Origin of the sequence: Brevibacillus sp. AG (genome assembly GCF_028369215.1) — a bacterium.
Classification (GTDB): domain Bacteria; phylum Bacillota; class Bacilli; order Brevibacillales; family Brevibacillaceae; genus Brevibacillus; species Brevibacillus porteri.
Window position 1 is genome coordinate 41,995 of record NZ_JAQMYO010000012.1, and the last position, 24,291, is coordinate 66,285.

The window sequence follows — 24,291 nt, forward strand, 5'->3', positions numbered from 1 at the left end:
TTAAGAGGCTGTCCTTCTCATTTCTTGACGAACCGCTGCATTGGATTCTAAGAAAGGCATCTCTTCTGGACTTGCAACAGTAGTCATCCACACGCTAGTCTTACCGACCCTTAAGATACCCTCTCCTGGTGGAATTTCCGCACTAAGAAGGCTAATCTCACCTTCAGTTAGCTTGAAGGTTTCCGCAACCGAATCCCTACTCTTATCATCCTGTTTCATGAAAAATACCGTATGACAGTTGGATACAACCGCCCTTGCTTTCTCATTATTCGCTAAACGCTGGAAGTCTTGAGTAGCGATCGTGAGTGAACAATTCCTTTTCCTTGCTCTTCGCGCTGCTTTTTCCAAGAAATTTACAGATTGTTCATCATCTACCATCCTCCATGCCTCATCGCACAGTAAACGTTTCTTGCGGATAGGATTCCCTTTAATAAACTTTTCCCAGCACCATTTAAAAATGACGTGGTATGCAATCTCACTTAAGCGCTCATTTGATTCGAATGAGGAAAGATCAAATCCAACCAGCATTTGATCTTCCAAAGCTGTCGCAATTCCTTCCCCGAAGTAACTCTGCCCGTCAAACATTGACATAGATCCACGAATATCAAAATCTTCGTTTGTTTCGTAATCATGAGATTGTCGAGAACGTAAGCATGGTCTTATTGCAGCAATTAACTCTTGCGCTTCCTTCCTGCCACCAAAGTCTCCAACTAACTGGTTATAAATATCACTAATTGTTATTTCAGGTTTCCTTACTCTTCCCGTATGAATCTTCCCGAATCCATCTGTATGACCGTCTTCGAATAAGGAGTCAGGATGTTGAGTAAATCCTCTTTTCTTGAAAACTTTCATGATTGCATCTTCTAGGAAATCACGTTCAAATGCATTCAGGCCTGCCTTCACCTTTGATTTTGCGATCATTTCAAAGAAATCGATAACCTCGTTCATCTTCTCTTGAATGTTGACGAACCGAATGAACGTTCTACCTTCGCTATCTTTATAAATCTCACATTTTTCTGGACTAATGGTACTGAGCTCATCGTCGTCCTCGCCATCGAGCTCAATCTCAGTTGGCCAAAGAGCGCATGGATTGATTGTTATTTGGAACTCATCAGATACAACATCCTCCACAAGGGAAATGTAGATCCCACCTAATTGAAGAACCAAATCTTTGTATTCTTTTTCAGGATCAATAAAAACTGTAGCAATGTCGTCTATTAATCCTCTCGCGGCAAGTAGCTTAACAGCGAAGCTTTTTCCTGCTCCACTCGTTCCAAAGATTCCAAAATTGTAGTTCGTGTTTCTTCTTGAATAATTATCAAAGAACACTACCTTTTCACTAATTTTGTTTGTTCCTAGCGGGATACTATGGTGTCCTGTGTATTCCAGTTCATTGGTAGCAAACGGGAATATAGACGCTGCTGCATACCGGTCTAAATTTCTCCATGATTCCCGAATTTGATTTCGTCCTAAAGGTAAACCTGAGGTAAAACCCATTTTTATACGGGAGTAAGTTGTTCTTAAATTGAATCCATCACCTGCCATTTCATTGGCTAGATCTTGGGTCACCGCCTCCAAATCATCCTCAGTATCAGCATAGACATTTGCTACGACTGCAACTAAGAACTGATCGTTCAATCCAATAGCGATTTCCTGCTGTAACATCTCGCAATCTTGTATCTTCGTTTGCAGTTCAAAAACTTGGTCGTCGTTGCCACGCCTCTCTTCGAGACGAAGATTTGATTTAAGAATTGTTGCTTTCTTCTTCAGTGATTTTACAGCGTCTTTTCTTTTAGATTTTTGTAAGTAAAACATTACGTCCGTGTCCGGAGCATTTATCAGTAGATGGAAGGCAGCTGTTTTGATCTTTCTCGGCCATCCGCCTTGTGTCACGTATAAAGGTTGAAATACGCGTTCTTTACCTATTTTATCTTGTATGTATCCAATATCTCTGGCTGTCGGATCAACGCCATCTGGAAGAATAGCAGACCAAATACTTGCGTTTCCTTTACCAAATAGGTCTTTCAATTCATCTTCATTTTCTTTAAGGAAGGCATCTGCATGTTCTTCTTCCTCGGGAGTTATCTTTTCTTTATTTCGCCAGTTCCATATTTTTGCTAGCATCTCCTTGAACCTCCCGCATTAACTCTTCTACTAGATTCAACTGATGTTCATCTCTATCAGCTGTTACAAAAAGTGCATCCATCTCTCTTTTCAAGGCTTCTTCCAGCTTAAAGTGCCTTGCATCACTTCTTCTCATCGCATAATGAAGCATTTCATAGATTCTTAATGTAGTTGCTACTTGAATATTTCGCACACCTGCTCTAGACATTGTGTCCGTTAGGATTTTCCCTTTCCTAGAAAGGATGATAAAAATACGTTTATACAGCTGGTCCTCGTTTTTAAATTTCTTCTTATCCTTTTGACTCAGATCATATGGCAGTAAGAAGTACCTATGTTTGTCGTATACTTCTGTATTCGATTGCCAAACATCAACGAAGTTCAAAACGTTGTAGCAATATCCTCGTTGCACCTCATTCAGATTTCGATTGGTATTCACTTTGTCCAATTGGAACAATAAGTGATCATCAAAATCTACTCGACGACTCTGTGTGTAGATGATGATCTCTGAACCATCAAAAGCGGAAATAGCTGCCTCGAATGCTGCATCAATACCTTCTTGTTCCGCTGGGCTTTTTAAGTAGTAATTTACGCCATCTACTTTGACCACTAGTAGATAACGATCATTCTTTAATTTCATTAATCCATGCTTAACATCTTCAACCTCAAGTAGTTCGCGTATATTAACCCGTTTCTTTTTCTCATTGTCTTGATTAGTTCTTCTCTTCTCTTCTCTTACTTCATCTTCTTCATTACCTATATACGTGGTTTTTTTCTTCCTATTGGCAAATGGATTAAGCGGTTCGTTTTTTCTTGACCGGTCCCAACAGTAAAGAATACTTCCAAGCATGAGTATCATCACTATTGTGGTGAAAATACCGTTACCGTCCACTAGTCATTCACCTCATCTTCTTGGTAGATATATAGGTTGTTCTCTTTTTTTCCCAACAACCAATAAACTAACCACCGATCAAAGTACATATCCGGCTCTTCCAAGTATAAAAATCCAAGTGACCATACGATTAACGTTAGCGGGGTGAGTATGGACATGATAAGGATGACAAGAAATTCAATGGAGAAATCCTGCATTAATAGTGGCTTTGCTATGTTGTAGAAGATAATCCCCCCAATAGCGCAATATGCAAATTGTCTCCAGCTTACTAACCCCATAAAATCTTTCTCTTCACTGACAATATCTACATGGACGACATTTATCTTCATCTCATCTTTCCTTTCTATTTTTGATTCTTCCAGATACCAATCATCTTTTTCTTTGCTATGCTCTCAACTGTTTGAAGCTCTTTCTTTAATGCTTCTGTTATGTCTTTGCCTTCACGTTTGAATTCACTCATAATTCCTTCTCTTACTTGCGCTAGACCACTTCTAATCATTTCTTCGTTTGCGATTTTTCCGTTTGAGAGAATAACATATGCGATCAAAACCCCCGGATTTTTTACTTGGCTTTTTATTGCCGTATCCAGGATTAGTTTTACTTTCCCATTGGATTGCTGAATCAATGTCTCATTGTAACTCTTGGAGTGAGCATTTAGTTTTGGATCATTCCTCTTTGGTGGTTCAATCATCGCGTATCTAATCGTTTGTTCCTTTCCATTCATATCCACAACAATTGTGGAACCATCGATTATACTGATTACGTTGTATTGAACTTTTTGAGAAGACGTACTTGCAGCTTCTAGCATAGGAGGTCCTTCCGTTTTAAAAGGTGAGCATCCACTTAATACCATAATGAGCAGCATTAATATGAGAAGAACCACAAATCTGCTATGCCTCATAGACTTCTCCCCTTGTCTAATGCGAAACCGCTAGTGTAATAAACACTAGCGGTAATCATTTGTTACGTCCCGATTGATGCAAACCAACTTGCAATCATGGATGCTTGCATGATAATGAATACTCCAGCAGCAACACCAATGAGAGATAAGAATGCACCAGATCGTCTCTGCTCGTTTTTCCCTGATGTTGAAAACAAAATACCTGTAATGACGAGCATAATAAAACAAATGCCCGCTCCGACTAGCCTTACGACCCCAACAATCTTCGCAAGGCTAGATTGCAATTTTTGATCGTTAAAGTTTGCGTCTTCTGATTTAATTAATTCATTCCCCAAAATCTCACCGATACTATTACTGTTACCGGCATTACCAGATGCCGCAAAAGTCGCTCCTGCGAAGGACATTACAAGCACCATCATTGTCACCAGAACAAAAATACCACGAATCATTTTCAAAACTTCTCACCTCCCTTTCTCTTTTGGTTTACTGTAGCTCTCAGAAAAAACACAAAAAGGCGTTAAACTCTCTATAGCAATAGCTGTAGAAAGTTTAACGCCGGGTATTTCCTCGGCTACATTCTTTTGTCTTCCATAGATTAACACCAAAATCGCATTATGGAAAGATAGTTTTTGTTGTACAATTACTGGTCTGCGGTTATAATTGATTTACAAAAGTAGGTAAAGAAGGTGAAATAATGCTATCATTTTTAAACGTTATTTTTGAGTCTGGCATTGTTAGAATTCTCTCTATTGCACTCATTATCTTATTATGTTTAGCGTCCCCCTATTACCTACCATGGATTGAGTCATCATATTTTGGGCAACGCTTAATTGAAACTGGCATTTGGCCTGAGAATATGGTGTTATGGCCTCATGAAACTGGAATGAAGATAATTACTCTCGGTACTATCGGAGTCATCCTATCCGGATATCTCAGTGTTGCATTGATAATAGTGGTTGCCTTGCTATTTTTGGGTATGTTTATAGTCGTACCTCTTCTCTTGTTAAAGAGGAAAATTCTTGCATTAAAAGCTGATTGGGTTAGCAGCCAGAATGAAGTTAAAATGCAAACAGAAATTCCACCTGGACACAGACTTAAAGGTAATGGAAAGATCGTCCCAATAAAAATAAAGTATTAAGTTTCAAGACAAACTCTAAATTAAGTAAAAAAGAGAGCAAAGAGGTATTGATTTTATACCCCTTCGCTCTCTTTTTCAATTTCTTGATACTGTTTATCGAACTCTTCTTGAAAATGCTGCTCCATATATTGACGTATAAATTCACTTTTAAGACTTTCATTCTCAATTCGTTTGAAGAATACCTTTATTGTACGTTCAGCTACAGGCTTTTCATTCCATAGTTTGATTGCTTGTTCTCTTAGTTTCGTGTTTACATCAAATGTTATCCTTGCTCTTAGTTTCTCTTCTTCACGAGCTATCCGTCTAATCTCATCATGAGTTGGTGGAGCTGGTAGGTTTTGAACGCGATCCTCAAAATCCTTAAGTTCAAATAACCTTTGATCTACCTTTTGCAAATGAGCAAGAAATGGTTCAAGTTTTTCCCTAAGCTTCTGGTCCACTATGTCATCAATTACGTTTTCAGTTGATAGACTTAGACCTTCATCTTTAACAACTGGTTCTTTATGGATCGGACTTAGAATTGTCTTTCTCTCTTCGATTACTTTTACTGCACAAGTTGGAAGACTAAAGTTTAAATCTCGATATTTCTTAAAAGTCAGTAAAACTTCTAAGTCTTCCTCATTGAAGCGGTATTGCTCTTTACCGCCTACCTCATCTCTCTCAAACTCATAGCCTACTTTTGTTAATTCTTCGGCCCACCTTAAAATAGTGGAGTTTGCTGCATTTACTTGCTTCGCTATTTCATTTGTATAGAAATAAACCGATGAGGTTGAGTTATTCACTCTTCTCCCCTCCCCCATAAAACATATTAACTCTACTTTTCCATATATTATTCTGCTTGTCAATGATCTACCTCGGTGGACATCGCTATATCATGATTGATTATGCTATTTACGTTCGATGCTAATTTTGATTCAGATCGATACAGGTTAGTTGACTTCGGAAATACTTCGATCAATCTCAATCATTCCACAATAATTGACCTACCGTCACAAACAGTAAACATATATATAATTATATCTATAACATGTTCATATGTATGTTTATATATAAGTAAATTTCACTTCACAGATCGCTTCACTAACTATAATTACTTCATTTTGCTACAGCTAGATCAATCATCACCACTCAAGTTAAAGCACTTTGATTCGAAGCATATCGATTATCCTCTCAATTGTACTCGATCACTCTTCATTTCAATTCACTAGAAGTATTATATACACCCAAGCTTACCTATATATATTTATATTCATGAATAGATCATATATATAAACATATCTATATAAATGCACTTCGATCTAAATCGATGTGAATCACTTATTTCATGAATCACAATCAATCAACAGTTTCTGCCTTGAACTATTCGCGATTCAATACCACTTAGTCTACATCGATTCATTTCGATGCGCATTGGTTTTAGATGCTCATAACCCCAAGAACTTCACTATCTTTCATCACGATTCACATCGATGTACATTGATTGACTCTGAAAACAACTCGATCATAGTCAATCAATCAAATGCATAGCCCGTTGGAGCTATTACTGACATTCATTTAACCGATTTATAGCAACTTACTTCATCACCAAAAGAAAGTAGGGGAGTGGGAGGGCAATATATAGTATGATTTGGGTCAGGCCATATTTCGGAATTCTCCCATACGTAGAAAATAAAAAACGATATGATCATATCTCTCGGAAACGCAACCTGACTAATAAAGAGGGGATATTATGAAAGGCACAGTATTTGAGATGCATTATGATTAACTTAAGAACCGATTAACTGAAGATTTATTAAAACACTCCTGTATTCTACACATGAAAATAAATGCTTCTTTCTTGCAATAAATTAGAATCGAAGGTCAGTATGATGATTACATTTTTGATTTCCATGCAACTTCAGTCGTCCACATTATTACGAATCAGAAGTTCTTATAGGGATTGCAGAGTCGATGGTTGTTAATGATGTTCCGTGAAAATAAAGTATTAGACCGTAGACTGAGAAATAAAGTGTTATACTGGCGCCAGTTATTCAACTAACGGGCAGGAGAGTACAAAAAATTGCAGAATCAAATTATGACTACTCAGAAAGGTGTGTGTGTCATGAAGTACATCAAATACATTTAAATCGGCGGTAACCAAAAGTTAGCCGCTAAATCTGTAAGAAAGCAAGGTGGATTTTTTGGCGGCCATAAATTATATAATCGAGGAACGTATACCGTCTGTCTTGGAACACCAGGTGTTATGGGAAGCAGTCGGTTGGGGCAACATTAATACCGAAATGTCGAGGAGTTCTTTAAATAACTCCCTTTATGGAGTTGTTGCAACTGTAAATGAGGAGCCGGTCGGCATGGGACGCAATGTTGGTGATGGCTATATGTTTTTTTATATCCAGGACGTCGCGGTTCGTCCCTCTATGCAAGGATTAGGATTGGGTACTGAAATTCTAAATTATTTACTTGCCTACATCAAAAAACGTCGGATCGAAAACGGGATCGCGTTTGTCGGCCTATTCGCATCTGAAGGAAAAGAAACCTTTTACGAGAAATTCGATTTTAAAAACCATTCCCCACATATGACTGGAATGTTTAACGTATTCGATTCTTAGTTTCTGTACTAAAAGTAGTTGCCGGATCTCTGGAAGTCACTTATTACGTTATTGGGTATCAATAGCGGTACAAATACAAACAGAGGCTGCCAGTGTTAATACTGGCAGCCTTTGCTAAACTAACGAGCAGTTTAGAACAATGAACCATAAAAAGGGGTATTGAATATTTTACTGAATATCGAACATTTTGGGGAAACTACTTAAATGGGGTATTTTATTGGAGAACTATGAAATTAAGAGAGCGACCTTGGATGAAAAGGAAACACTCAGCAACCTTTTGCAATTCTATATTTACGATTTCTCTGAGTTTATGGATCTACAGATTGAAGATAACGGGAAATTTGGTGAATATCCGTTAAACGAATACTGGACAGATTGCTATAGGTTTCCATATTTAATATTACTAAATGAGAAAATTGCTGGATTCGTCTTGGTCAAATTGATAAATAGAGATGAAGATGACTCATACTTTTCGATTGCCGAGTTTTTTATTATGAAAAGATTTCGGAGGTCAGGGTTAGGTAAACAAGTTGCTAAAGATATATTTAATATGCATAAGGGACCATGGGAAGTATACCAAATAGATAGTAACGAGCCCGCACAACATTTTTGGAAAAAAACAATTGAGGAATACACTGGGGGCAAATTTACTGAGCGAATAGAAATTGGAAGAAAGACACAAGTGTTTGTTAGTTAATAACTCGGGTTAAAGCAGTGAGGAAAGATTACGCTAACGAGGTCGATAGCTCAATAAACCAGGCCAGTCTACCGTGATTGGACTTGTCTTTTTGTATGGAAGGATTGATTAGTCTATTACCTATTTTTCTATGCATGATTACATAAATAGTCGACTATATCCACTCGTTGATGAAGAAAGAAGACAAATCCTAGCCACTCAACAGTTTTCTTTGGAAAGGGTAGGGGGGATATAACGACTCGCAGTAACTACTACAAATCAAGTTTTTGAACGATAGGGACTCCGCCAGTAGGAATACATTATATCAGCTGAACACTAATGACCGAACACAAATACGTGTTAAAGCACTCTAACTTTACGAGAGGAAAATACTTGCAGAGGAGTCAACTGAAATAGAATAGAAAATAAAAAAGAGGAGCCAACAGCTCCTCTTTTCATGTGCATACCTTAATGGGTATGCATACATTTTATAACAGAATAATGGTAATTGAAATCTAAATTTTCTAGGGTGAAAGCGTGGATCTCTCTGAATACAATCTTGCTTTCTCAGCAGGACTCAACTTAACCTTTTTCTCCTCTTTTTCTACATTTCCGACTTGAGAGGAAAATTGATCAATTACTGGTTCATTTACTCTTACCTCAGCATTTTCACTCGTTTCCTTAATAGCATCAGTAGTATTCATAGCAGGCGCCTGATTTATTATTTTCGCAGCCGGAACAGCCACATTAATTGAAGCAGACGTGTTTTCAGATGGCTGAAATAGGTTTATCGAGTGATTTGATTTTCCATCCATCGTTAATAAAAGATTAGAAACAACCATTTGACCAGCTTGAGTATTGAGTAAATCAATTAAGTCCTGCGATAATCCTTTTGTATCAATAAACACTCTAGAGTGATACTTTTCAACTGTCTCAAGTCCAATCGTGATTAACAGCTGTACTAGACCATTTCTTGATGGCCGAGAACCCAATTCCTTAAGTAGGGGATGATCAGTATACTCAGTATTTATTTCAGTGAGCAGATCATTAAACGGTTCAACCCATTTAGCTGTCTTGTCGGGGAGTAGAGGCGAAGACTTGCCTTGAACAAAACCGGATTTTTCTTTAGTTTCCTTCGTCAACTCTCCGCCTCCTTTCTAATCATCGAAATCATTTTTTTACGGGTTTCTTCTTTAATTTCTCAACGATATCTGGATTTTTTAAGAATGATTCTACAAGATATCCACGGGAGTTAATGTAAATGCTAATATGCAGTTTATCCTCAGGCGGTAGTTCATACAATTTACTACCATTAGCCAATTGTTGCCTTTCCCGCAACACTTTATAACCAAGTATGACTCCACCACCAGCGATCATGTTATTTTGAATCGTACTAGCTTTTTGGCGGGTTAACATATTTAGGTAATAAATCATTTCTCCATACTCATCTAACACAGGTACCACAATATCTGTAAGATCCAAATTTGCTACATAACCGAAAGAACGAACAATTTTCGGTTCTTTCTCGCCCTTTACTAGGGACTCCGTGTATGGCTTTAAAACAACATCGATAAACTCAGCTCTGTCTCTGAAAAAGGAATCGTTAAAAATAGGAAGGTTATTCTCCTTATGCACATCGACAATTGCTTTATTAACCAATTCTTGTAGCGTTTCAACAACGTGATTACCGCCAACTTTTTTGCCAACATACTTTTCTAAATTTGCTTGTTCGAACTCTTTTGGTACTTCGATGTAAGTAGTAGAAAGAGTAGGATTGATCCCATTCGCTTCAAACACAGCTATATCGCACGTAACCCCACCTGGATCATTAATAATTAAAGGTTTCTCAGGATCTACAATACTTTCATCCACATCATTTTCCTCAAGTTCAAACTTCTTGATGTCAAACCCTAAACCCAAGCCAGCTTTGGTTGCTTCTGCATGAATATAGTCCCTTACCGGACGGTTCTCATCAACTTCATGTTTAATTGTAATAGTCTTGCCCTTATAAAAACCATCGATAAAGGTTATTTCAAAAGAACCTTTCATTCGATTCAAAAACGATGCACTAGCTCCGGATTTTACGAGTTCAACAGGCAATCCGTAAGAAGGGGGGGCAACTACCTTTCCTTCCAATCCATTTTCTAGGCCAGCAATTGCCTCACCAGTGATTAAAGCAATCATGTGTAGTTGAGAATCATGTTTATGAACGCTATCTTGAGCCTCAACTGGGTTTTCTGATAGCTTCGCAGCTAGCCCTACAAAATAATATCCACCCTTAATGAAGCCATCTGTGTCAATTGGTTTTAGCAGTATATGTATATTATCAGTCGGGTTAACTGCTTTTGAACTTCCCAGATCACTAATATGAGCCGGTGCATTAGCAATTATCGTTGGGATTATTAAGTCTTTTATGTTACCTGAGTTATCAAGATAACTAACTTTAATATTCGTATTACCCGCATCTCCACCTGAAAAGAGGTATTGAACGTTTTCCTCGTTTTTACTCATAGAATTCACCCTTTATAAGAAGAATATGGTATGCACAAGACTATTTTAACATTTCAAATCAGTACCATCAAGTATAAACATGAACATAGCATATATATAAATATAACATGATCATGTTTATATATATAAGTATATATTTGAATCATTGATTACTCTTACACATTCTTCTGTGCTGGTGGAGTATTCGATCTACGCTCAACTGTAATTCATACATCATTAATAATTACAGGGTTAATTACACTTCAAATATCAACAAAGTATTAGAATTGTTAACCTTTTCAGCACGCAATGAACAGCGTCAAAAATCTACGCCAAAATCCATTAAAATCCTCGTTATTGATTGGAAATATCTTCAGATTTACAAATCTATCTGATATAACACCTTCTTCATGGATGGCAGCACACATATTACCTAAGTAGAATATAACGCCACTTGTTATCAAGCATTGTGATCATATTAGTTTACCTATCATTTCAACAAAGCGTGGACCCTCTCCAATCTAAATATGCCTTCATAGGATACTAACAACGAAGTAAAAAACCGTTTTACCGACAAGCAGTTTTAATTACAGCTTTAATTACACAATTAATCTCAATTGCAAAGAGCAACAATACCTAATAAAGCCAAGCATATTCTACTGATATGAAAGTGTAATTAATTCCTTGAGGAATGTAAGTTATGTGCAGGGGGGTAAAACCCAGAAATAATATAGCTTAAAAGATTTTTCAAAAAGAGAGGAATTATTTACACTTTTTCCGCTGATCCTATTTCCTTTTTCTTGGGAACCATGGTATAGTGTTTTCGTAATATCAAACCAAATAATTCGCGTCGGACATACCGAGCATCAGTAGTAGTTGTACTTTAGTACACCTATACTTTTGCTCGGTTTTTTTGCTTTTCCGGAGAAGGGAGGGGAGCAATACGTGGCCGAAACCCTTACAAAAAAAGCCACGGAAGATTTAGATAACCTTATACTGGTCACTTTGTACGATCATCGGCATTTGACCCTTCCACAAATCTGTATTATTTGCGGATACGATGTGGAGCAGAAGTTTCGGCAAAAAATTAATCGCCGTTTGAAAGTATTAATTGAAATTGGCCTAGTGAAAAGACGGCGTTTAGCTCAAATCGGAATTGTGGGGAATCCAATTTACATGTACTACTTGACTGAGAATGGAGTAGAACGGAGTGTAACGCTTCTAGAGATTCCGTTTAATCGTTACGGTCAAAACAACAAAATAATCGAAAAGAATCACTTAGAAGCAAAAGAACTAATGATTTCTGATCGATTACTCCCTCATCACTTCCATACACAGAACTGGATAGTTGAATTCATCCAATCGTTTCGATCCATTTATGGTCAAGAAAAGTTCGCTAGTCTTGGAATCTTGTTTAAAGAGCCGAAACGCGTACCAAATTACGTTAACAAGCTTGGTCAAGTAACACATAGACCAGATTGGATAATAAGAATTGGCCGGACTAATGTAACGATTAACCTTGAATTGGATATGGGTACCGAAAACCTTAAGAAGCTTACTACAAAGTTCCGAAACTATGCAGAGTGGTTTAAGGATAATCCTCAAAGTGGGAACCATGTCATACTCTTTACTTCCCACACCGAGAAAAACATCACGCGAAGAAGACACATCAAAAACTTAGCAATAGAGTATTTGGGTGAATTCATTCGTGAAGGCAGACTTGAGGTTTGTGAAGGTTCAATCCCCATTACATCAGGGTGGATGATGAGTAACTTGTCCAGATTAATCGATCCTTTGGAACGAGATATTTTTTCAGAAACACTTAAGATGACCTATGATCCGAATTCATCTGGTCTCACAGCAGAATACACATACCTAGAAGCCTGTATGAAACTAGGTAAGGAAATTCCGCATTGCGACAAGGTCCATTTCTTGTATAGAAAGAATGCTAATTCTAAACACAAGGTTATCTTTCAGTTAAAAGTTGAACCTGGATCATGTCTTTCTGAAATTCAAAGCCGAGACTTATGCCTTCTTGCATCAAGTATGAACAACGCCGAGTACAAAGGATATGTATATGTTATCCATGACTCCCACGAGAAACGCTTAAATGATATCCCTGCCTTACAAACTTTCAATAACATTTACTCAGTAGATGTTCAGACGTTAAGTCAAAAAGGTCTTAAGCATTCATGGATATGGTCAGAAAGCAAGCGGAAGTGGCAAAGAATTGAGGTGGATCTCCTTTGAGTAAAGAAAGATCCAAAATTCCTTTACTACATCGGTCACGAAAAAGGGTAGAGGAATCCTTTCAAAAGATTGGACTTGAATCCTTTATCAGAGGTGTCCCGCTCCTACTTACTACCTTTCTTACCATTCTTACCATTCTTTCGATCATCGGATCAGTCCTACAGATAATAGTTATTTGGGAATATCCACCCGAAATGTGGACTAAAACGATTGTGTTAGAGAATGTGAAAGATGGAATGTGGAAGTCAGTCTTTATGTTAACTTACTTCAACCCAAAAGATATTGGCTTCTTATCATTTTTGTATGTGTTCCTCTTAGGGTTATCTACTTGGTTGTTTAGTACAAAAGTGAACCAACTCAAGAAACTGGTATTCCGTTATATTGTCTTCTATACAGCAATCCTTACTGTATTTTTCAAATGGGCGTCATGGGCTTCCATCCCAGTAAAAGTGATGTTTACCCCATGGATTGCTGGCATCATGGTACAGTACGTGGGCAAAACACCAGCTATGAATTTGTTTTTAGAAGATAATGTGGTCTGGTTCACGTGGGGTGTGCTATTTTTACCGCTCTACGCAGTCTATTACTTTTTAGCATGGTTTACTGGTCTGTTAATGCAACATGCAGAGCGATGGCACGAATGGTTTGGAGAATACGAATTTAAACACCATTTGATTCAGGGTGTATCTGAAATGCAGCGCTCTGGAGCATTTGCTGATATCTGTATTGGTATCTATGTTGATACAGCTGGAAAAATAAAGGCTATCATGCGTGGTCTTGATCGAGCTACACATACGATCATCGTAGGATCAATCGGAACCGGTAAGTCCGCTGCTGCTCTTTTGCCAATCATTCGGCTTGATATGAAACATCTTGTGAAGTATATCAACAACTTTCAGACCGATGACTACCAGACCTTATCTCAACGATTATCTGGTCTAACCATTATCGATCCGAGTAATGACCTATGTTCAAAGTCTTATCGATTGGCAAAAGCTCACGGTATTCCAGACGAAGCGATATTTTACTTAGACCCTGAAAACAAGGATAGTAAGAGTTACAATCCTCTCCGCGGTCCTGCCGAAACCGTAGCAGCAACCTTTGTCTTTGTGCTAGAGGGGCTCCAACCAGACCAAGAGGATTTTTACAAAAACACGCAAGCTGTTCATCTGTACTATCACATTCTTCTTGTAAAATTACTCCATGACGCAAGAGAAGAAGTGGAAAGAATTATTCGTACAGACGCTCCTACTTATCCCGACCCGATCGACCCAACTATAGGGAAGCCTATCCTTTCCTATAAGGCGATCTTCGGAAATAATGCATGTACGCTCGATACGCTCATGAAACTCTACCGAGACCCTTGGCTGGCAAAACAAGCAGCCCGTTCCCTGAAAGTACTTCTACCCGAAGACTGGGAAAATCAATTTCAGGGTGACGATCTCTCGTACTATTCGATCATTGAACAAACATCCGCTTTCGTGAATGACAAAGTAACATTTAAAACCAATTACAGAGGAGAAGTCACACTATACCCGCCAGATAGTCCTCATTTCGGGGAAGTAGAGATCGTTGATACTTACGCCGACAAGATTACAGGTTTGACCAACGTCTTGAATCAAATGTCATCAAACACATACTTCAGAAGAGTTATGTTTGGAGATAGTGGCTTGGACTTAGATGTAACCCTACGTACAGGCGGAATTCTATTAATCAACACAGCTGACGGTATCATGGGGAAATTATCGGGGTATTTCGCTCAAATCATGCTTCAATCTATGGTACAAGCTGTGTATCGTCGCGATATCTCAAAAGGACAACCACCCGGGCATCACATCGTGGTAGACGAATTTCCAAAGTATGCTTACGAATCTTACCCTGACTTCCCGGCAAATGCCCGGAAATATGGAGGATTCGTTACGATTGGTATGCAAACGATGGCTCAAATGGAGAGTAGATTCTCCAAGGCTTACTTAGAAACCATCATCGGTGTACATCGTAATCGAATGGTTTATCAAGGTGTCCCGCTACTCGATGCGGAGTACTTCTCTAAGTACTTTGGTACTAAAAAAGTATACCAAACAGCCGAAGGTCGAACATTCTCTGCTGCCACACAAGATTCACCTGGTATGACAGAAAGCGAAAAGTATCAGTTAGTTGAAGTACCACGTTTTGCTCCACATGAGATCTCACAAAGTAAGAAATACGAAGCGGTATTGCAACTGAATATCGATAATGAACAACAGATAGCCAGACGAGTTAAAGCAGACTTTGTACCAAAAAGTGAGTTTAAAAACGCCAAAGAAAAACCGGAGCCTCATGCACTTCAAGCATGGATCGAACGAATCCACTATGAAGCATCCCAAGGTCCCGTGACTAAAGGAAATTACGTTTGCGGTTTGATTGATAGGGAAGCAGAAGATTTTTTAAACGGTAAAGACATTACGTATACGTCCGAAGATTTGGAAGATGATCACCCAGGTCTGGATAACACAGAACAGGTATCATCCAGAAATCCAGTAACCCAAAAAACCGGTACAAGTGATCGTAATGAAGAAGACAACAACAAACAAATACCAGTGGTACCCATACGTAATCCAAGTAGTAATAATGTGAAACCGTTCGATTTTAGTTTACCAATGGTATCCCAAAACACTGTTCCACCAGCAGTAACCGATCTAGTTGAGGAAAGAGAACGAGAGTACCCAGTAACGAGCTCCGAGAACGAGAGAGCACTGGAAGAAACTCTTGTCTTATCTGGGGAAGAGGAAAGCTATTCAAATCTCCACGAAGTCGATAGCAAAAGGATACAGGTACAATCTCTTCGACAACAAAGGGACCAATCACAGCGGGTTCCAATGGAACAAGTGAAACGACAAGTTAATACTTCTCTAAAACCCGGTCGAGTGATGGGCCAGCATGTAACCAACAACGTCGTTCACCATGAAGCACAGCGGAGTCTCACTCTAGATAAACAAGTGCCAAAGCCTATACAAGAAGATAAGCAATACTCTAAACCGGTACTTAGAGAGCCAGCTCCCTCTCCAGCTACTTTAACGAATAAGCAAGAAGAGACTCCCTCAAATCCGTTTGCCAATGTGGACATTTCAAAGCTCATGCCGAGTCCCGCTCCACAAGGGACAAAAGTGGCAAGAAACAAGAATGAGACTCACCAAAATAATCGTGATTTTACGGCAAAGGTGATAGAAGCTGAAAATTTCCGTGAAGCACCTGAGCCGGCCGATACGCAAGAATTGTTAAAAGCTTTCGTGTCAGTTGCCCAAGAACATAAACCCCAAAAAGATAACAATGGAGGAGAAGACGAATGAGTTTTGACCAATTCAAATTGACACCTGAAAAAACAGCTGAATTTAGAGGGTTCCAACGACAACGAACCTTGCTTACAGGAGTCATTACCCACCATAAACATAGCTCGAAGCAAGTAAATGGAGAAACCCTTACCTATGAAGCAGTTGAGGTCCAATTCCCTGATGGAACCATTGGCATCTGCGAAGTGAACGATTTTGATGAGTATAAGTTCGAATCTCTCATTGGCTTTGTAGGATATGAAGAACCTTTCCTAGTTGAACGCGTCGACGAGAGAAATAGCGTCATTCTACTTAACCGTATTAAAGCATTGGAGATCTTGAAAGAGAATCTATGGAATACGATTAGAACCGAACAGATCGTACAAGCGAATTTTAGAAGTATGAACGTAGAGACCGGAAAAATCCATTTTAATGTCTTTGGTCAAAATGTGTGGATGAACAAGGAAGACTGGGACCATTCATATATTCCTCAAAGAGCTCAAGATATCAATTTGCAAGCTGGGGATGAAATTGAACTACAAGTAGTTCGTATTTGGACAGAGGAAAAGATCATTCAAGTTTCTCGGAAATCGATGTTCCCTGATCCTTGGATCGGTATTACCGATCGCATGAAAGTAGGCGAACATTATGCGGGAGAAGTTGTAAACGTATCGTTGTATGAAAACGATAAGTGGCAAGGCTACTTTGTCAAAATTCAAAATCAAAATATCGTGCTCCGTTGCACCCCACGTCATGGTCTTGTTCCCCCAGCGACTGGTGACACCGTCAATATCCGATTGGATTTCATTAATGAGACTGAGCGTAAAGGACGCGGTTCCATCGTAAAGGTGATCAATCGGAAGGAGAACGCTTTCAATGAGACAAGTAAATACAACAAGTTCGTCACCATCAGTCGACGTGAGGCAAGAAAGCAGCAAGAACAACTCGCAGACAATGAGTAAGAATAATCAACACCCTGTAGTTCCTCAACAAGGGGGACTCAGGGTGGCTGATTCTTCAAATCTGAAGGTAGCAAGAAACGCTCCTACCATCTCCTATACCTTTAGTGACGGTAGCTTAAGTAAATGGGATGTACCAACTTGGCAGGTGAAGGTCGTTGAATCTAAGTACCGCTATCCCATGGCAAAATACGCTGTTCAAGCAAAACATTCAGGCGTACTTACCAAAAACGATCATCAGATTCTACTTACAATCGCAATGGCAAAGGCGATAACCGAAGAACAGATTCGCAGGGCGTGTAAACCACTCACAAATAGCATGATCTACAAAAGAGTAGACTTACTGGAAGTATGGGGGCTTTTGGAACGAAGGAAGTTTACAGGGGAGCGCAACCCTAATGAGAAGTATCCAGGAATTATAACGCTTACGGATACCGGGAAAGATTATATTCGCCTCACTGCTCCTGGAACTCATTGCCTTGGAAGTTCAGATTACCTTCGCTATCCAAAGCTTCCAATCAATTTAATTGGATCAAATGAGATCAAATTACAACTAATAGAGGCCAACGCCCTTATTTCTTGGACAGATCACAAAGAAATCTCTTCGTTCGGAAAGGTTGCATGTTCCGCAACCATTGCACTGCCTGACGGACGCTTTCATCTTTTGATGGACCGTATTTCAGGCATGTCTAAAGTTGACCATTTCCTTCACCAGCGTATTGCAAGCTTAACCGAATTTGCTCAACGTGGTGAAAAGCTATTGGATGAAAACTTCGCCTTTGTGTTCATTGTTCCAAGCAATTCAAGCATTACCCAATTGATTCAAGCCTATGAAATTCATCATCTTGCCAATTCGTACAGAGATTATTACCCGCATATCTGGTTTATCAGTCATGAACACCTATTTAGCCCGCTTGGGTTTGAACAAGGCATTATTGCCTTAGGTAAATCGAATCTTGAAGCAGTCAGACTCCCTTATGGAAACGCCGAAGATTATGCAGACGATTATTAAGAGAAGAGAGGGGAACGCCCTCTCTTCTCACTTATTCTGTTTCTCCATAGATTGTTCTTCCCAACAAACCAGAACAATCTTAGCGTAACAGAGCAACATTGTATTAGGAGGCTTTAATGAAATCTTTCAGGTCAGGATTCATTTCTTTCCTTATTGCAATCATCAGCTGCTCACTACAATCGATTTATCAAAACGAGCTATTTTATGCACCTCTATTCATCATCTTTCTCATTCCGATCATCCTAATATTGCGTGATCCTACAATATATCCAAGGCAGTTCGCTCCACTCATCGGCCTTCTTATCGGAATACCCAGCGGATCTTTCTTACCGTTTTAACAAGTCCCCAAATTATTTTAAGAGGAGATACGAACATGGAACAGACGTTGTCCTCCGTCTTGCTGGACGGTTCCACCATTATTATCGGGGAAAGAATTCAACATGATTGTGGCCCCGCTCCCGCTCTTGTCACTCTTTCTTCCACAGACAGGAGTAGTCCCTTCATTATCGGGGGAGCAGCTGAGTCGAACATATGGAGCAATTATCTGTTGCCACTCATTCAACAAGACCTAATGAAATTGGAAAAGAAAACATCTGAACGCGAATTATCCGGAATTACGCTTTTGATACAAGATCCAAATCAATTTGAAGAGGCAAAGGAGCTCATAAGCTCATCTGTATACCGGTCAGTGCAGACCTGGCAGTCTGATGATATTCCGTGGCATCTAAATCCGTTAGAAGGTACACCTCATCAAGCAGCTGCTGTCCTCCTTAAATTGATCTCTACGCTATCTGACTCTACCAAGAAATTGCATCCATTAGCAGAAGAACATGTACTGGCCCATACCTTACTTTTAAAGTTCCTGCATCAATTTCAATCCATTATTCTGTATCTCTCAGAAAGCAATCAGAACGAAAGGGGGCATAATCGGCCAGTAATCATTGATACGTACCATTCAATATTTGAAAGCACCCAATGCACCATCGATGAATGGCTACGAATGTATGCCGATCCAGTATTAGTCGTAAAAGCTACTCGAACATTAGAGATGCTTGCCCATTATCTTGACCAAAATCATCCCAAGTACAGCGCAAACATTGGAGAAATGCGAAGCATTGTACGGTTTATGGAATCCTGTTACCAGGAGAGAACCGTATCTAGAACTACACTTTGCTATGTGACTCAACAACGCGGGACTCCGCTTCTCTATTTACAACAAACACAGGTCGAGAAGATCCTTTATCCGTCCGGACACCCTCACGAACAAGAGAGAGTTATACAGGATACCTATTCCGAGCACTTATCAGATGTGTTGAGTACCTGCATGTTCCTCAGTACCAACAAAGCTTTCCGTAACTTTTTGATAGGGAAAGATGTCCATCCTCTTATTGAACACTTTAATTCGGGAGGAGTTCTCCTTGTCTACATCAATGATCAATGGGGATCAGACACTTCCCGATCCTTACTCCAAACATTATGGTTAGCAACTCTGGAACAATATGCGCTGCATCGATCAAATCTAACTGATCACTCCATTGTTATTACCGAAGGAACAAGTTATCTCTATCGTGATTATCGGGATGGCCACCTACTCAAGCGTGGACGTAAAAGAGGTGTCTTTATCACCTGTGGAGTACGTGACTTTCGTTTGCTTCGCAATATGTGTTCTATCTCACACTTTGAAACAATCTTGGCATCGTTTCCGAATCGGATAATAGATGTCAGTTTATACGATCCACATCTGCATTTCTTTCTTAGGTCAGAAATCGATTTACTTGAGGATTTTGAGAAGATGCATCCAGACCTAACGCTTAAGACCCTTTCAGTTTTCCGGAGCTCCATTTCAGGTACTAAACCCCTGTTAATAAAAGGAATCAAGCACTTACAGTGACATGCACAATACTTCGGATGATCAAGGGAATCCCGCTCCTGAACCCCAAATTAACTTATGGGAATATAGATGAGTACAAAATTTCAGAATGTCATTAAGGAATACAACAAACGGTCTTACATATTAGGCGACGATGAAGCAATCCAAAGCATTCTTGCCAGCTGCCGTATTTCCATAGAAGAGCTACCTGAATTGGCATCATTCTTAGCTGAGGAATTTGAAAGAAGGCTCCAAGGTTACATCAAAAAAATGACTAGGCCAGAAGGTGAAGATACTGTACACAATCCGACTAGGTAGAGATAGTTATACAGCGGGAAGGTTAAACAAAATGCTCAAAGAGTCTAGCTACATGTTTTTTGATTCGAATATTGCAAGTTCCTTTACCCATTCTTGGATAAGTTTTTTCAGAAACATCGTAGAAATGCTGCATTTAAAACTATATACATGATTGTCTTCTATATTCTCAAACAGATAATTTATCACATGTGTCGTATCACTGTAAATTTCTAAGCGACAAGCATTGCCTCTACATTGTTCAAAGTTCGATAAACCTGAGATAACTCTATCTATAATATCCAGATACCAAGGCGCTGAAGATGTACTTATGTCAGAGGTAAGAAGATCCGAGATGGATTCAAAACCAGCTGGAAGCTCTATGCGTAGACATTTTATTCCGTTATCCAATACCGCTTCTTCTATAAGGTAGAACGGTTTCATAATGTGGCACAACCTTTTTTATCTAAGGATAACAAATTTCATTTTAACAAAGTAGTTATGGAGGGAAGAGAAATGAATCTGATATGTAAAGAAGACGTCATTATGAATACCGGAGAGACAGCGTTTACGAAGGGGAAGGAGTACAAAGGATACAAGTCCACATACAAAGATGGATACAACGTATTCCCTGTTATTAAAGCAAAGAATGATATGGGTAAAAGCCACATTATCAGGGACTCGACATCAAGTGAATTAGACGTATTTTTTGAGACTCATTTTACAAAACAATAGTTATCTTGACTAGTATGTCTTCTTATCGCCAGTTGTAAGTTTCATCGGATTTATTCAGATAGTAAGAAGTATGAATCTACTGAAAAGGAAGAGGTAAGAAGGGAGCGGTTCCTTTTGCTATCCATACTAGAAGAAATGGAAGCGGATATGCATGAGCATGGCCAATATATTTTGGAATATGGTACGCGTTGTGACTATCAAAAATATCTGAATGAATGCCGGCGATCAACGGTTGTTGGCTACTATTTAGCGAGAACACGCTTCTTTCACCAGGATCACCTTATGGATAGTATCTTCCTTAAAGCAATGTCTAGGAACAGCCTGTACCAGGGTGCTATCGAGTCATACTCTGCTCTTCAAAACGCAACAAAAGGGAAGCACATCATTCAAGTAAATACCAATCCAAATCCTTCGGAAGTATTTCTTGAAGAAATGGAAGCTTATCACCTTTCACTATTTGATCTCAGCGTTCTTCAGCGAATACTCACTTTTGAGGAGCAGTACTTTAATAGAGCGGATGGATCATCATACAAGCTGGTAAAATACTCGAATCCCTCGGACATCGTCTTATATCATTGCAATGCATCTGACTACATTAGTCCATCGGAAACGATCGATGGAAATTGCTTCGACTCGAATTGTGATACATATGGATCACTCTACCACTCGAAAGCACAACGAGCGTACATATTCTGGTTAGAAGATTCAAGGGAGTATGTAGTCATATACCATTCGTTTTGGTGCATGTAGTTTCTCATAGACTATGGCAATTTGCTTGTTAAATACAAACACCAACTGATACGAATTGGATGAAAAGGAGTGGGTAACCTTTGGATCTATTGCTAGAAGAATTAGAATACATGCATGATCATGGACATTACATTTTAGAGTACGGAACTCGTCAGCACTATGAAAAATATAAGAATGAATGCGGAAGGTCAGAGGTATTAGGCTCCTATTTAGCAAGAAAGAGCCTCTTTCATACAGATCACCTCATTGATAGCATCATACTTAAAGCACTTTCCAATTGCTCCATTTACGCGGGAAGTACAAATATATATACAGCCCTTCGAACAAAAACAAAAGAGAAACATAAGATTCAGGTAAATACCAGCACCACCATGGGATCGGAAGTAAGCTACAAGGACATTGAAGCCTATCACTTATCTTTATTTGATCTATACGTGCTAGAACGAATACTTGCATTCGAAGAACAGTACCGCGATAAATCAGAAGGGTCATACTACCTGATCAGATACTCGGATGCCTCCGAAATCCTCTTAAATCATTGCTATTCATCTGATTACATAGGTGCCTCCACAACAATCGTTGGCAATCGTTTTGACTCGAATTGTGATACGTACGGTACGATCTTTGGTTCTCCTGCACAAGAAGCACATATTTTCTGGTTGGCAGATTCACGAGAGTACGCAGTTGTTTACCACTCATATTGGATGTAGATTCCCGTTTTTATCACCTTGATTGAGTTTATTACACAGGCTTTGGTTCCAAACATTACATCTCACTTGGAAAGGAGGGGTCCTCTTGAATCGGATTCCGATCGTCCTATTTCTTATCAGTTTTGTTGTAATGGGTTTTGAAATGATCGCAGCACGACTCCTCACCCCGTACTTTGGTAGTACCATTTATACCTGGGGGGCCGTCATATCGATTTTTCTTCTTGGTTCGAGTGTAGGTTACAGCGTAGGGGGGAAGATGGCTGATCACCGGTCAAAAGATAGGTGGCTTCGAATCCTATTAGTAACAGGGCTGTTATGGGTCTCAATCCTTTCGTATATTTCTGGATATGTGCTTCCACTTTTCTCAACGCTTCCTGAAGAATTCGCCGTCATAGCGGGGGCCTTTACACTCTTCTTCCTTCCAAATACAGCATGGGGAGCTGTTCTTCCGATCATAATGAAAGAAGGCTTTGTACACAATTTAAGCGGTAGACGAATAGGCTATTACCACACTGTTTCAGCACTAGGAAGTGTAGGGGGAACCATACTAACCACCTTTATTCTACTGCCCAACATTTCACTCCCGATCATTCTGTCGATCTTCACAGGGTGCTTACTGCTCGCGATTGCGCTGCTTTATCGGCGATCTACCCAGACAATGTTTCTGTTGATTCCTCTCACCGCAGCCATTTTTATCCCACTCTCTTATGAAAACAATGCTTTTGCCACTGAAGAGAAGGGAAGACTTACCTACAAATGGGCAAGTCCTTACCATGATCTCTACGTGGTTGAATTGCCCGAATATGAGGGAGTCAAAGGTAATTATCGTTTCCTAATGTTCGATTCAAAATCGTTTCAGGGTGGGATTGATCTAGATAATCCCAAAAGTATCTTGCTAACCTACATTCAGGATATGGTTGCATTGGCCACTCAGTATCAACCCAATCCCGCTTCCGTTTTTATGATAGGTCATGGAGTAGGTACACTCGCGACTCATTACCAAGAAAACGGTGTGAAAACTGAAAGCGCCGAGCTCGATCCAAAGGTTTTGGAAATTAGTCGAGATTACTTCCACTATGCTGGGGAGAACGTCACGATCGGTGACGGACGACAAGTACTTAAGGGAAAGCCTTCCCGCTCCTACAACATCATTTTCGTTGATGCCTATCAAAACGACGCTATTCCATTCCACCTGACAACCAAAGAGTTCTTCCTATCAACACACGATAAATTAACGGAGGATGGCATCCTTATGTTAAACGTTGTTGGGCGTTCCAAAGGTGACCTCGTTATGAATTCGATTGTGAGGACAGTCCAGGAGTCTTATCCTTACGTAAAAGTGTTTGGGAGAAAAGAAGCGGGGGAGCAGCGACAAAATCTATTGGTTGTAGCGGGAAAGAGCCCGCTCCCTAAGGAAACTATACCAGCTCTACAAGAAGTTACTATTGAAGCGGGAGAGATCATTACCGATCAAGCAGCTACACACCCTCGGCTACAATAAGAATCGATTGGACAAGCTCTGACGAACAATAACCGTGCTGAAGATCCTTTTAGCACGTTCAGGGCATGAACATATCCC

20 protein-coding genes are annotated in these 24,291 nt (G+C 39.5%); 11 read left to right on the top strand and 9 right to left on the bottom strand.

The window, feature by feature from the left end; all coding sequences use genetic code 11:
* The 5 genes from POF51_RS25955 to POF51_RS25975 all read right to left on the bottom strand — a co-directional run bounded on the left by POF51_RS25955 (position 1) and on the right by POF51_RS25975 (position 4,363).
* Positions 1 to 2,124 carry a VirB4 family type IV secretion system protein gene (locus POF51_RS25955; protein WP_271756348.1) on the bottom strand — a complete coding sequence of 708 codons (2,124 nt, stop codon included), beginning with the start codon at positions 2,122 to 2,124 and terminating at the stop codon, positions 1 to 3.
* Positions 2,093 to 3,013 (bottom strand): hypothetical protein, encoded by a 921-nt coding sequence (locus tag POF51_RS25960; protein ID WP_271756349.1) that lies wholly within the window; start codon positions 3,011 to 3,013, stop codon positions 2,093 to 2,095. Before POF51_RS25960 ends, POF51_RS25955 begins: the two co-directional genes overlap by 32 nt.
* On the bottom strand, positions 3,013 to 3,342 hold the full coding sequence (locus tag POF51_RS25965; RefSeq protein ID WP_271756351.1) for a PrgI family mobile element protein: 330 nt from the start codon (positions 3,340 to 3,342) through the stop codon (positions 3,013 to 3,015). The genes POF51_RS25960 and POF51_RS25965 overlap by 1 nt, the downstream gene beginning before the upstream one ends.
* Positions 3,343 to 3,356: 14 nt before the next feature.
* Positions 3,357 to 3,821, bottom strand: coding sequence for a thermonuclease family protein (locus tag POF51_RS25970; RefSeq protein ID WP_271756352.1), 465 nt, complete (start codon positions 3,819 to 3,821; stop codon positions 3,357 to 3,359).
* 155 nt (positions 3,822 to 3,976) lie between these two features.
* Positions 3,977 to 4,363, bottom strand: a complete 387-nt coding sequence (locus tag POF51_RS25975) for a hypothetical protein (RefSeq protein WP_271756467.1) — start codon at positions 4,361 to 4,363, stop codon at positions 3,977 to 3,979.
* Positions 4,364 to 4,608: 245 nt separating this feature from the next.
* Here POF51_RS25975 and POF51_RS25980 point away from each other — a divergent pair, with 245 nt between their 5' ends.
* Positions 4,609 to 5,052: a hypothetical protein gene (locus tag POF51_RS25980; protein WP_271756353.1), complete on the top strand. Its 444-nt coding sequence runs from the start codon at positions 4,609 to 4,611 to the stop codon at positions 5,050 to 5,052.
* 53 nt (positions 5,053 to 5,105) lie between these two features.
* Here the strand turns inward: POF51_RS25980 and POF51_RS25985 are convergent, their stop codons facing one another.
* Positions 5,106 to 5,834, bottom strand: coding sequence for a hypothetical protein (locus POF51_RS25985; RefSeq protein WP_271756355.1), 729 nt, complete (start codon positions 5,832 to 5,834; stop codon positions 5,106 to 5,108).
* Positions 5,835 to 7,241: 1,407 nt separating this feature from the next.
* Here POF51_RS25985 and POF51_RS25990 point away from each other — a divergent pair.
* Positions 7,242 to 7,658, top strand: a complete 417-nt coding sequence (locus tag POF51_RS25990) for a GNAT family N-acetyltransferase (RefSeq protein WP_271756468.1) — start codon at positions 7,242 to 7,244, stop codon at positions 7,656 to 7,658.
* Between the two features lie 217 nt (positions 7,659 to 7,875).
* The gene (locus tag POF51_RS25995) at positions 7,876 to 8,355 is read left to right on the top strand and encodes a GNAT family N-acetyltransferase (RefSeq protein ID WP_271756357.1); all 480 of its coding nucleotides are present in this window, start codon (positions 7,876 to 7,878) and stop codon (positions 8,353 to 8,355) included.
* 503 nt (positions 8,356 to 8,858) lie between these two features.
* Here POF51_RS25995 and POF51_RS26000 read toward each other — a convergent pair.
* Together POF51_RS26000 and POF51_RS26005 are read right to left on the bottom strand one after the other, a co-directional pair.
* A complete protein-coding gene (locus POF51_RS26000) occupies positions 8,859 to 9,476 on the bottom strand; it encodes a hypothetical protein (RefSeq protein WP_271756358.1) in 618 nt (205 codons plus the stop codon).
* 28 nt (positions 9,477 to 9,504) lie between these two features.
* Positions 9,505 to 10,845, bottom strand: coding sequence for a hypothetical protein (locus POF51_RS26005; RefSeq protein ID WP_271756359.1), 1,341 nt, complete (start codon positions 10,843 to 10,845; stop codon positions 9,505 to 9,507).
* A gap of 924 nt (positions 10,846 to 11,769) precedes the next feature.
* Here POF51_RS26005 and POF51_RS26010 point away from each other — a divergent pair.
* From POF51_RS26010 to POF51_RS26030, 5 genes are all read left to right on the top strand, one after another.
* On the top strand, positions 11,770 to 13,074 hold the full coding sequence (locus tag POF51_RS26010) for a replication-relaxation family protein (protein ID WP_271756360.1): 1,305 nt from the start codon (positions 11,770 to 11,772) through the stop codon (positions 13,072 to 13,074).
* Positions 13,071 to 16,403, top strand: coding sequence for a type IV secretory system conjugative DNA transfer family protein (locus POF51_RS26015; RefSeq protein ID WP_271756361.1), 3,333 nt, complete (start codon positions 13,071 to 13,073; stop codon positions 16,401 to 16,403). The genes POF51_RS26010 and POF51_RS26015 overlap by 4 nt, the downstream gene beginning before the upstream one ends.
* On the top strand, positions 16,400 to 17,344 hold the full coding sequence (locus POF51_RS26020; RefSeq protein WP_271756362.1) for a hypothetical protein: 945 nt from the start codon (positions 16,400 to 16,402) through the stop codon (positions 17,342 to 17,344). Before POF51_RS26015 ends, POF51_RS26020 begins: the two co-directional genes overlap by 4 nt.
* A 43-nt stretch (positions 17,345 to 17,387) precedes the next feature.
* Entirely contained in the window at positions 17,388 to 18,353 is a 966-nt protein-coding gene (locus POF51_RS26025; protein WP_271756363.1) for a MarR family winged helix-turn-helix transcriptional regulator, read from the top strand.
* 373 nt (positions 18,354 to 18,726) lie between these two features.
* On the top strand, positions 18,727 to 20,244 hold the full coding sequence (locus POF51_RS26030; RefSeq protein ID WP_271756364.1) for a hypothetical protein: 1,518 nt from the start codon (positions 18,727 to 18,729) through the stop codon (positions 20,242 to 20,244).
* A gap of 345 nt (positions 20,245 to 20,589) precedes the next feature.
* Here POF51_RS26030 and POF51_RS26035 read toward each other — a convergent pair whose 3' ends face one another.
* Positions 20,590 to 20,961, bottom strand: a complete 372-nt coding sequence (locus POF51_RS26035) for a hypothetical protein (RefSeq protein WP_271756365.1) — start codon at positions 20,959 to 20,961, stop codon at positions 20,590 to 20,592.
* 72 nt (positions 20,962 to 21,033) lie between these two features.
* Here POF51_RS26035 and POF51_RS26040 point away from each other — a divergent pair, with 72 nt between their 5' ends.
* From POF51_RS26040 to POF51_RS26050, 3 genes are all read left to right on the top strand, one after another.
* Entirely contained in the window at positions 21,034 to 21,252 is a 219-nt protein-coding gene (locus POF51_RS26040; RefSeq protein WP_271756366.1) for a hypothetical protein, read from the top strand.
* Positions 21,253 to 22,082: 830 nt separating this feature from the next.
* Positions 22,083 to 22,712: a hypothetical protein gene (locus POF51_RS26045; protein WP_271756367.1), complete on the top strand. Its 630-nt coding sequence runs from the start codon at positions 22,083 to 22,085 to the stop codon at positions 22,710 to 22,712.
* Positions 22,713 to 22,797: 85 nt separating this feature from the next.
* Complete coding sequence (locus POF51_RS26050; RefSeq protein WP_271756368.1) at positions 22,798 to 24,213, top strand: fused MFS/spermidine synthase; 1,416 nt, start codon at positions 22,798 to 22,800, stop codon at positions 24,211 to 24,213.
* Positions 24,214 to 24,291: the final 78 nt, after the last annotated feature.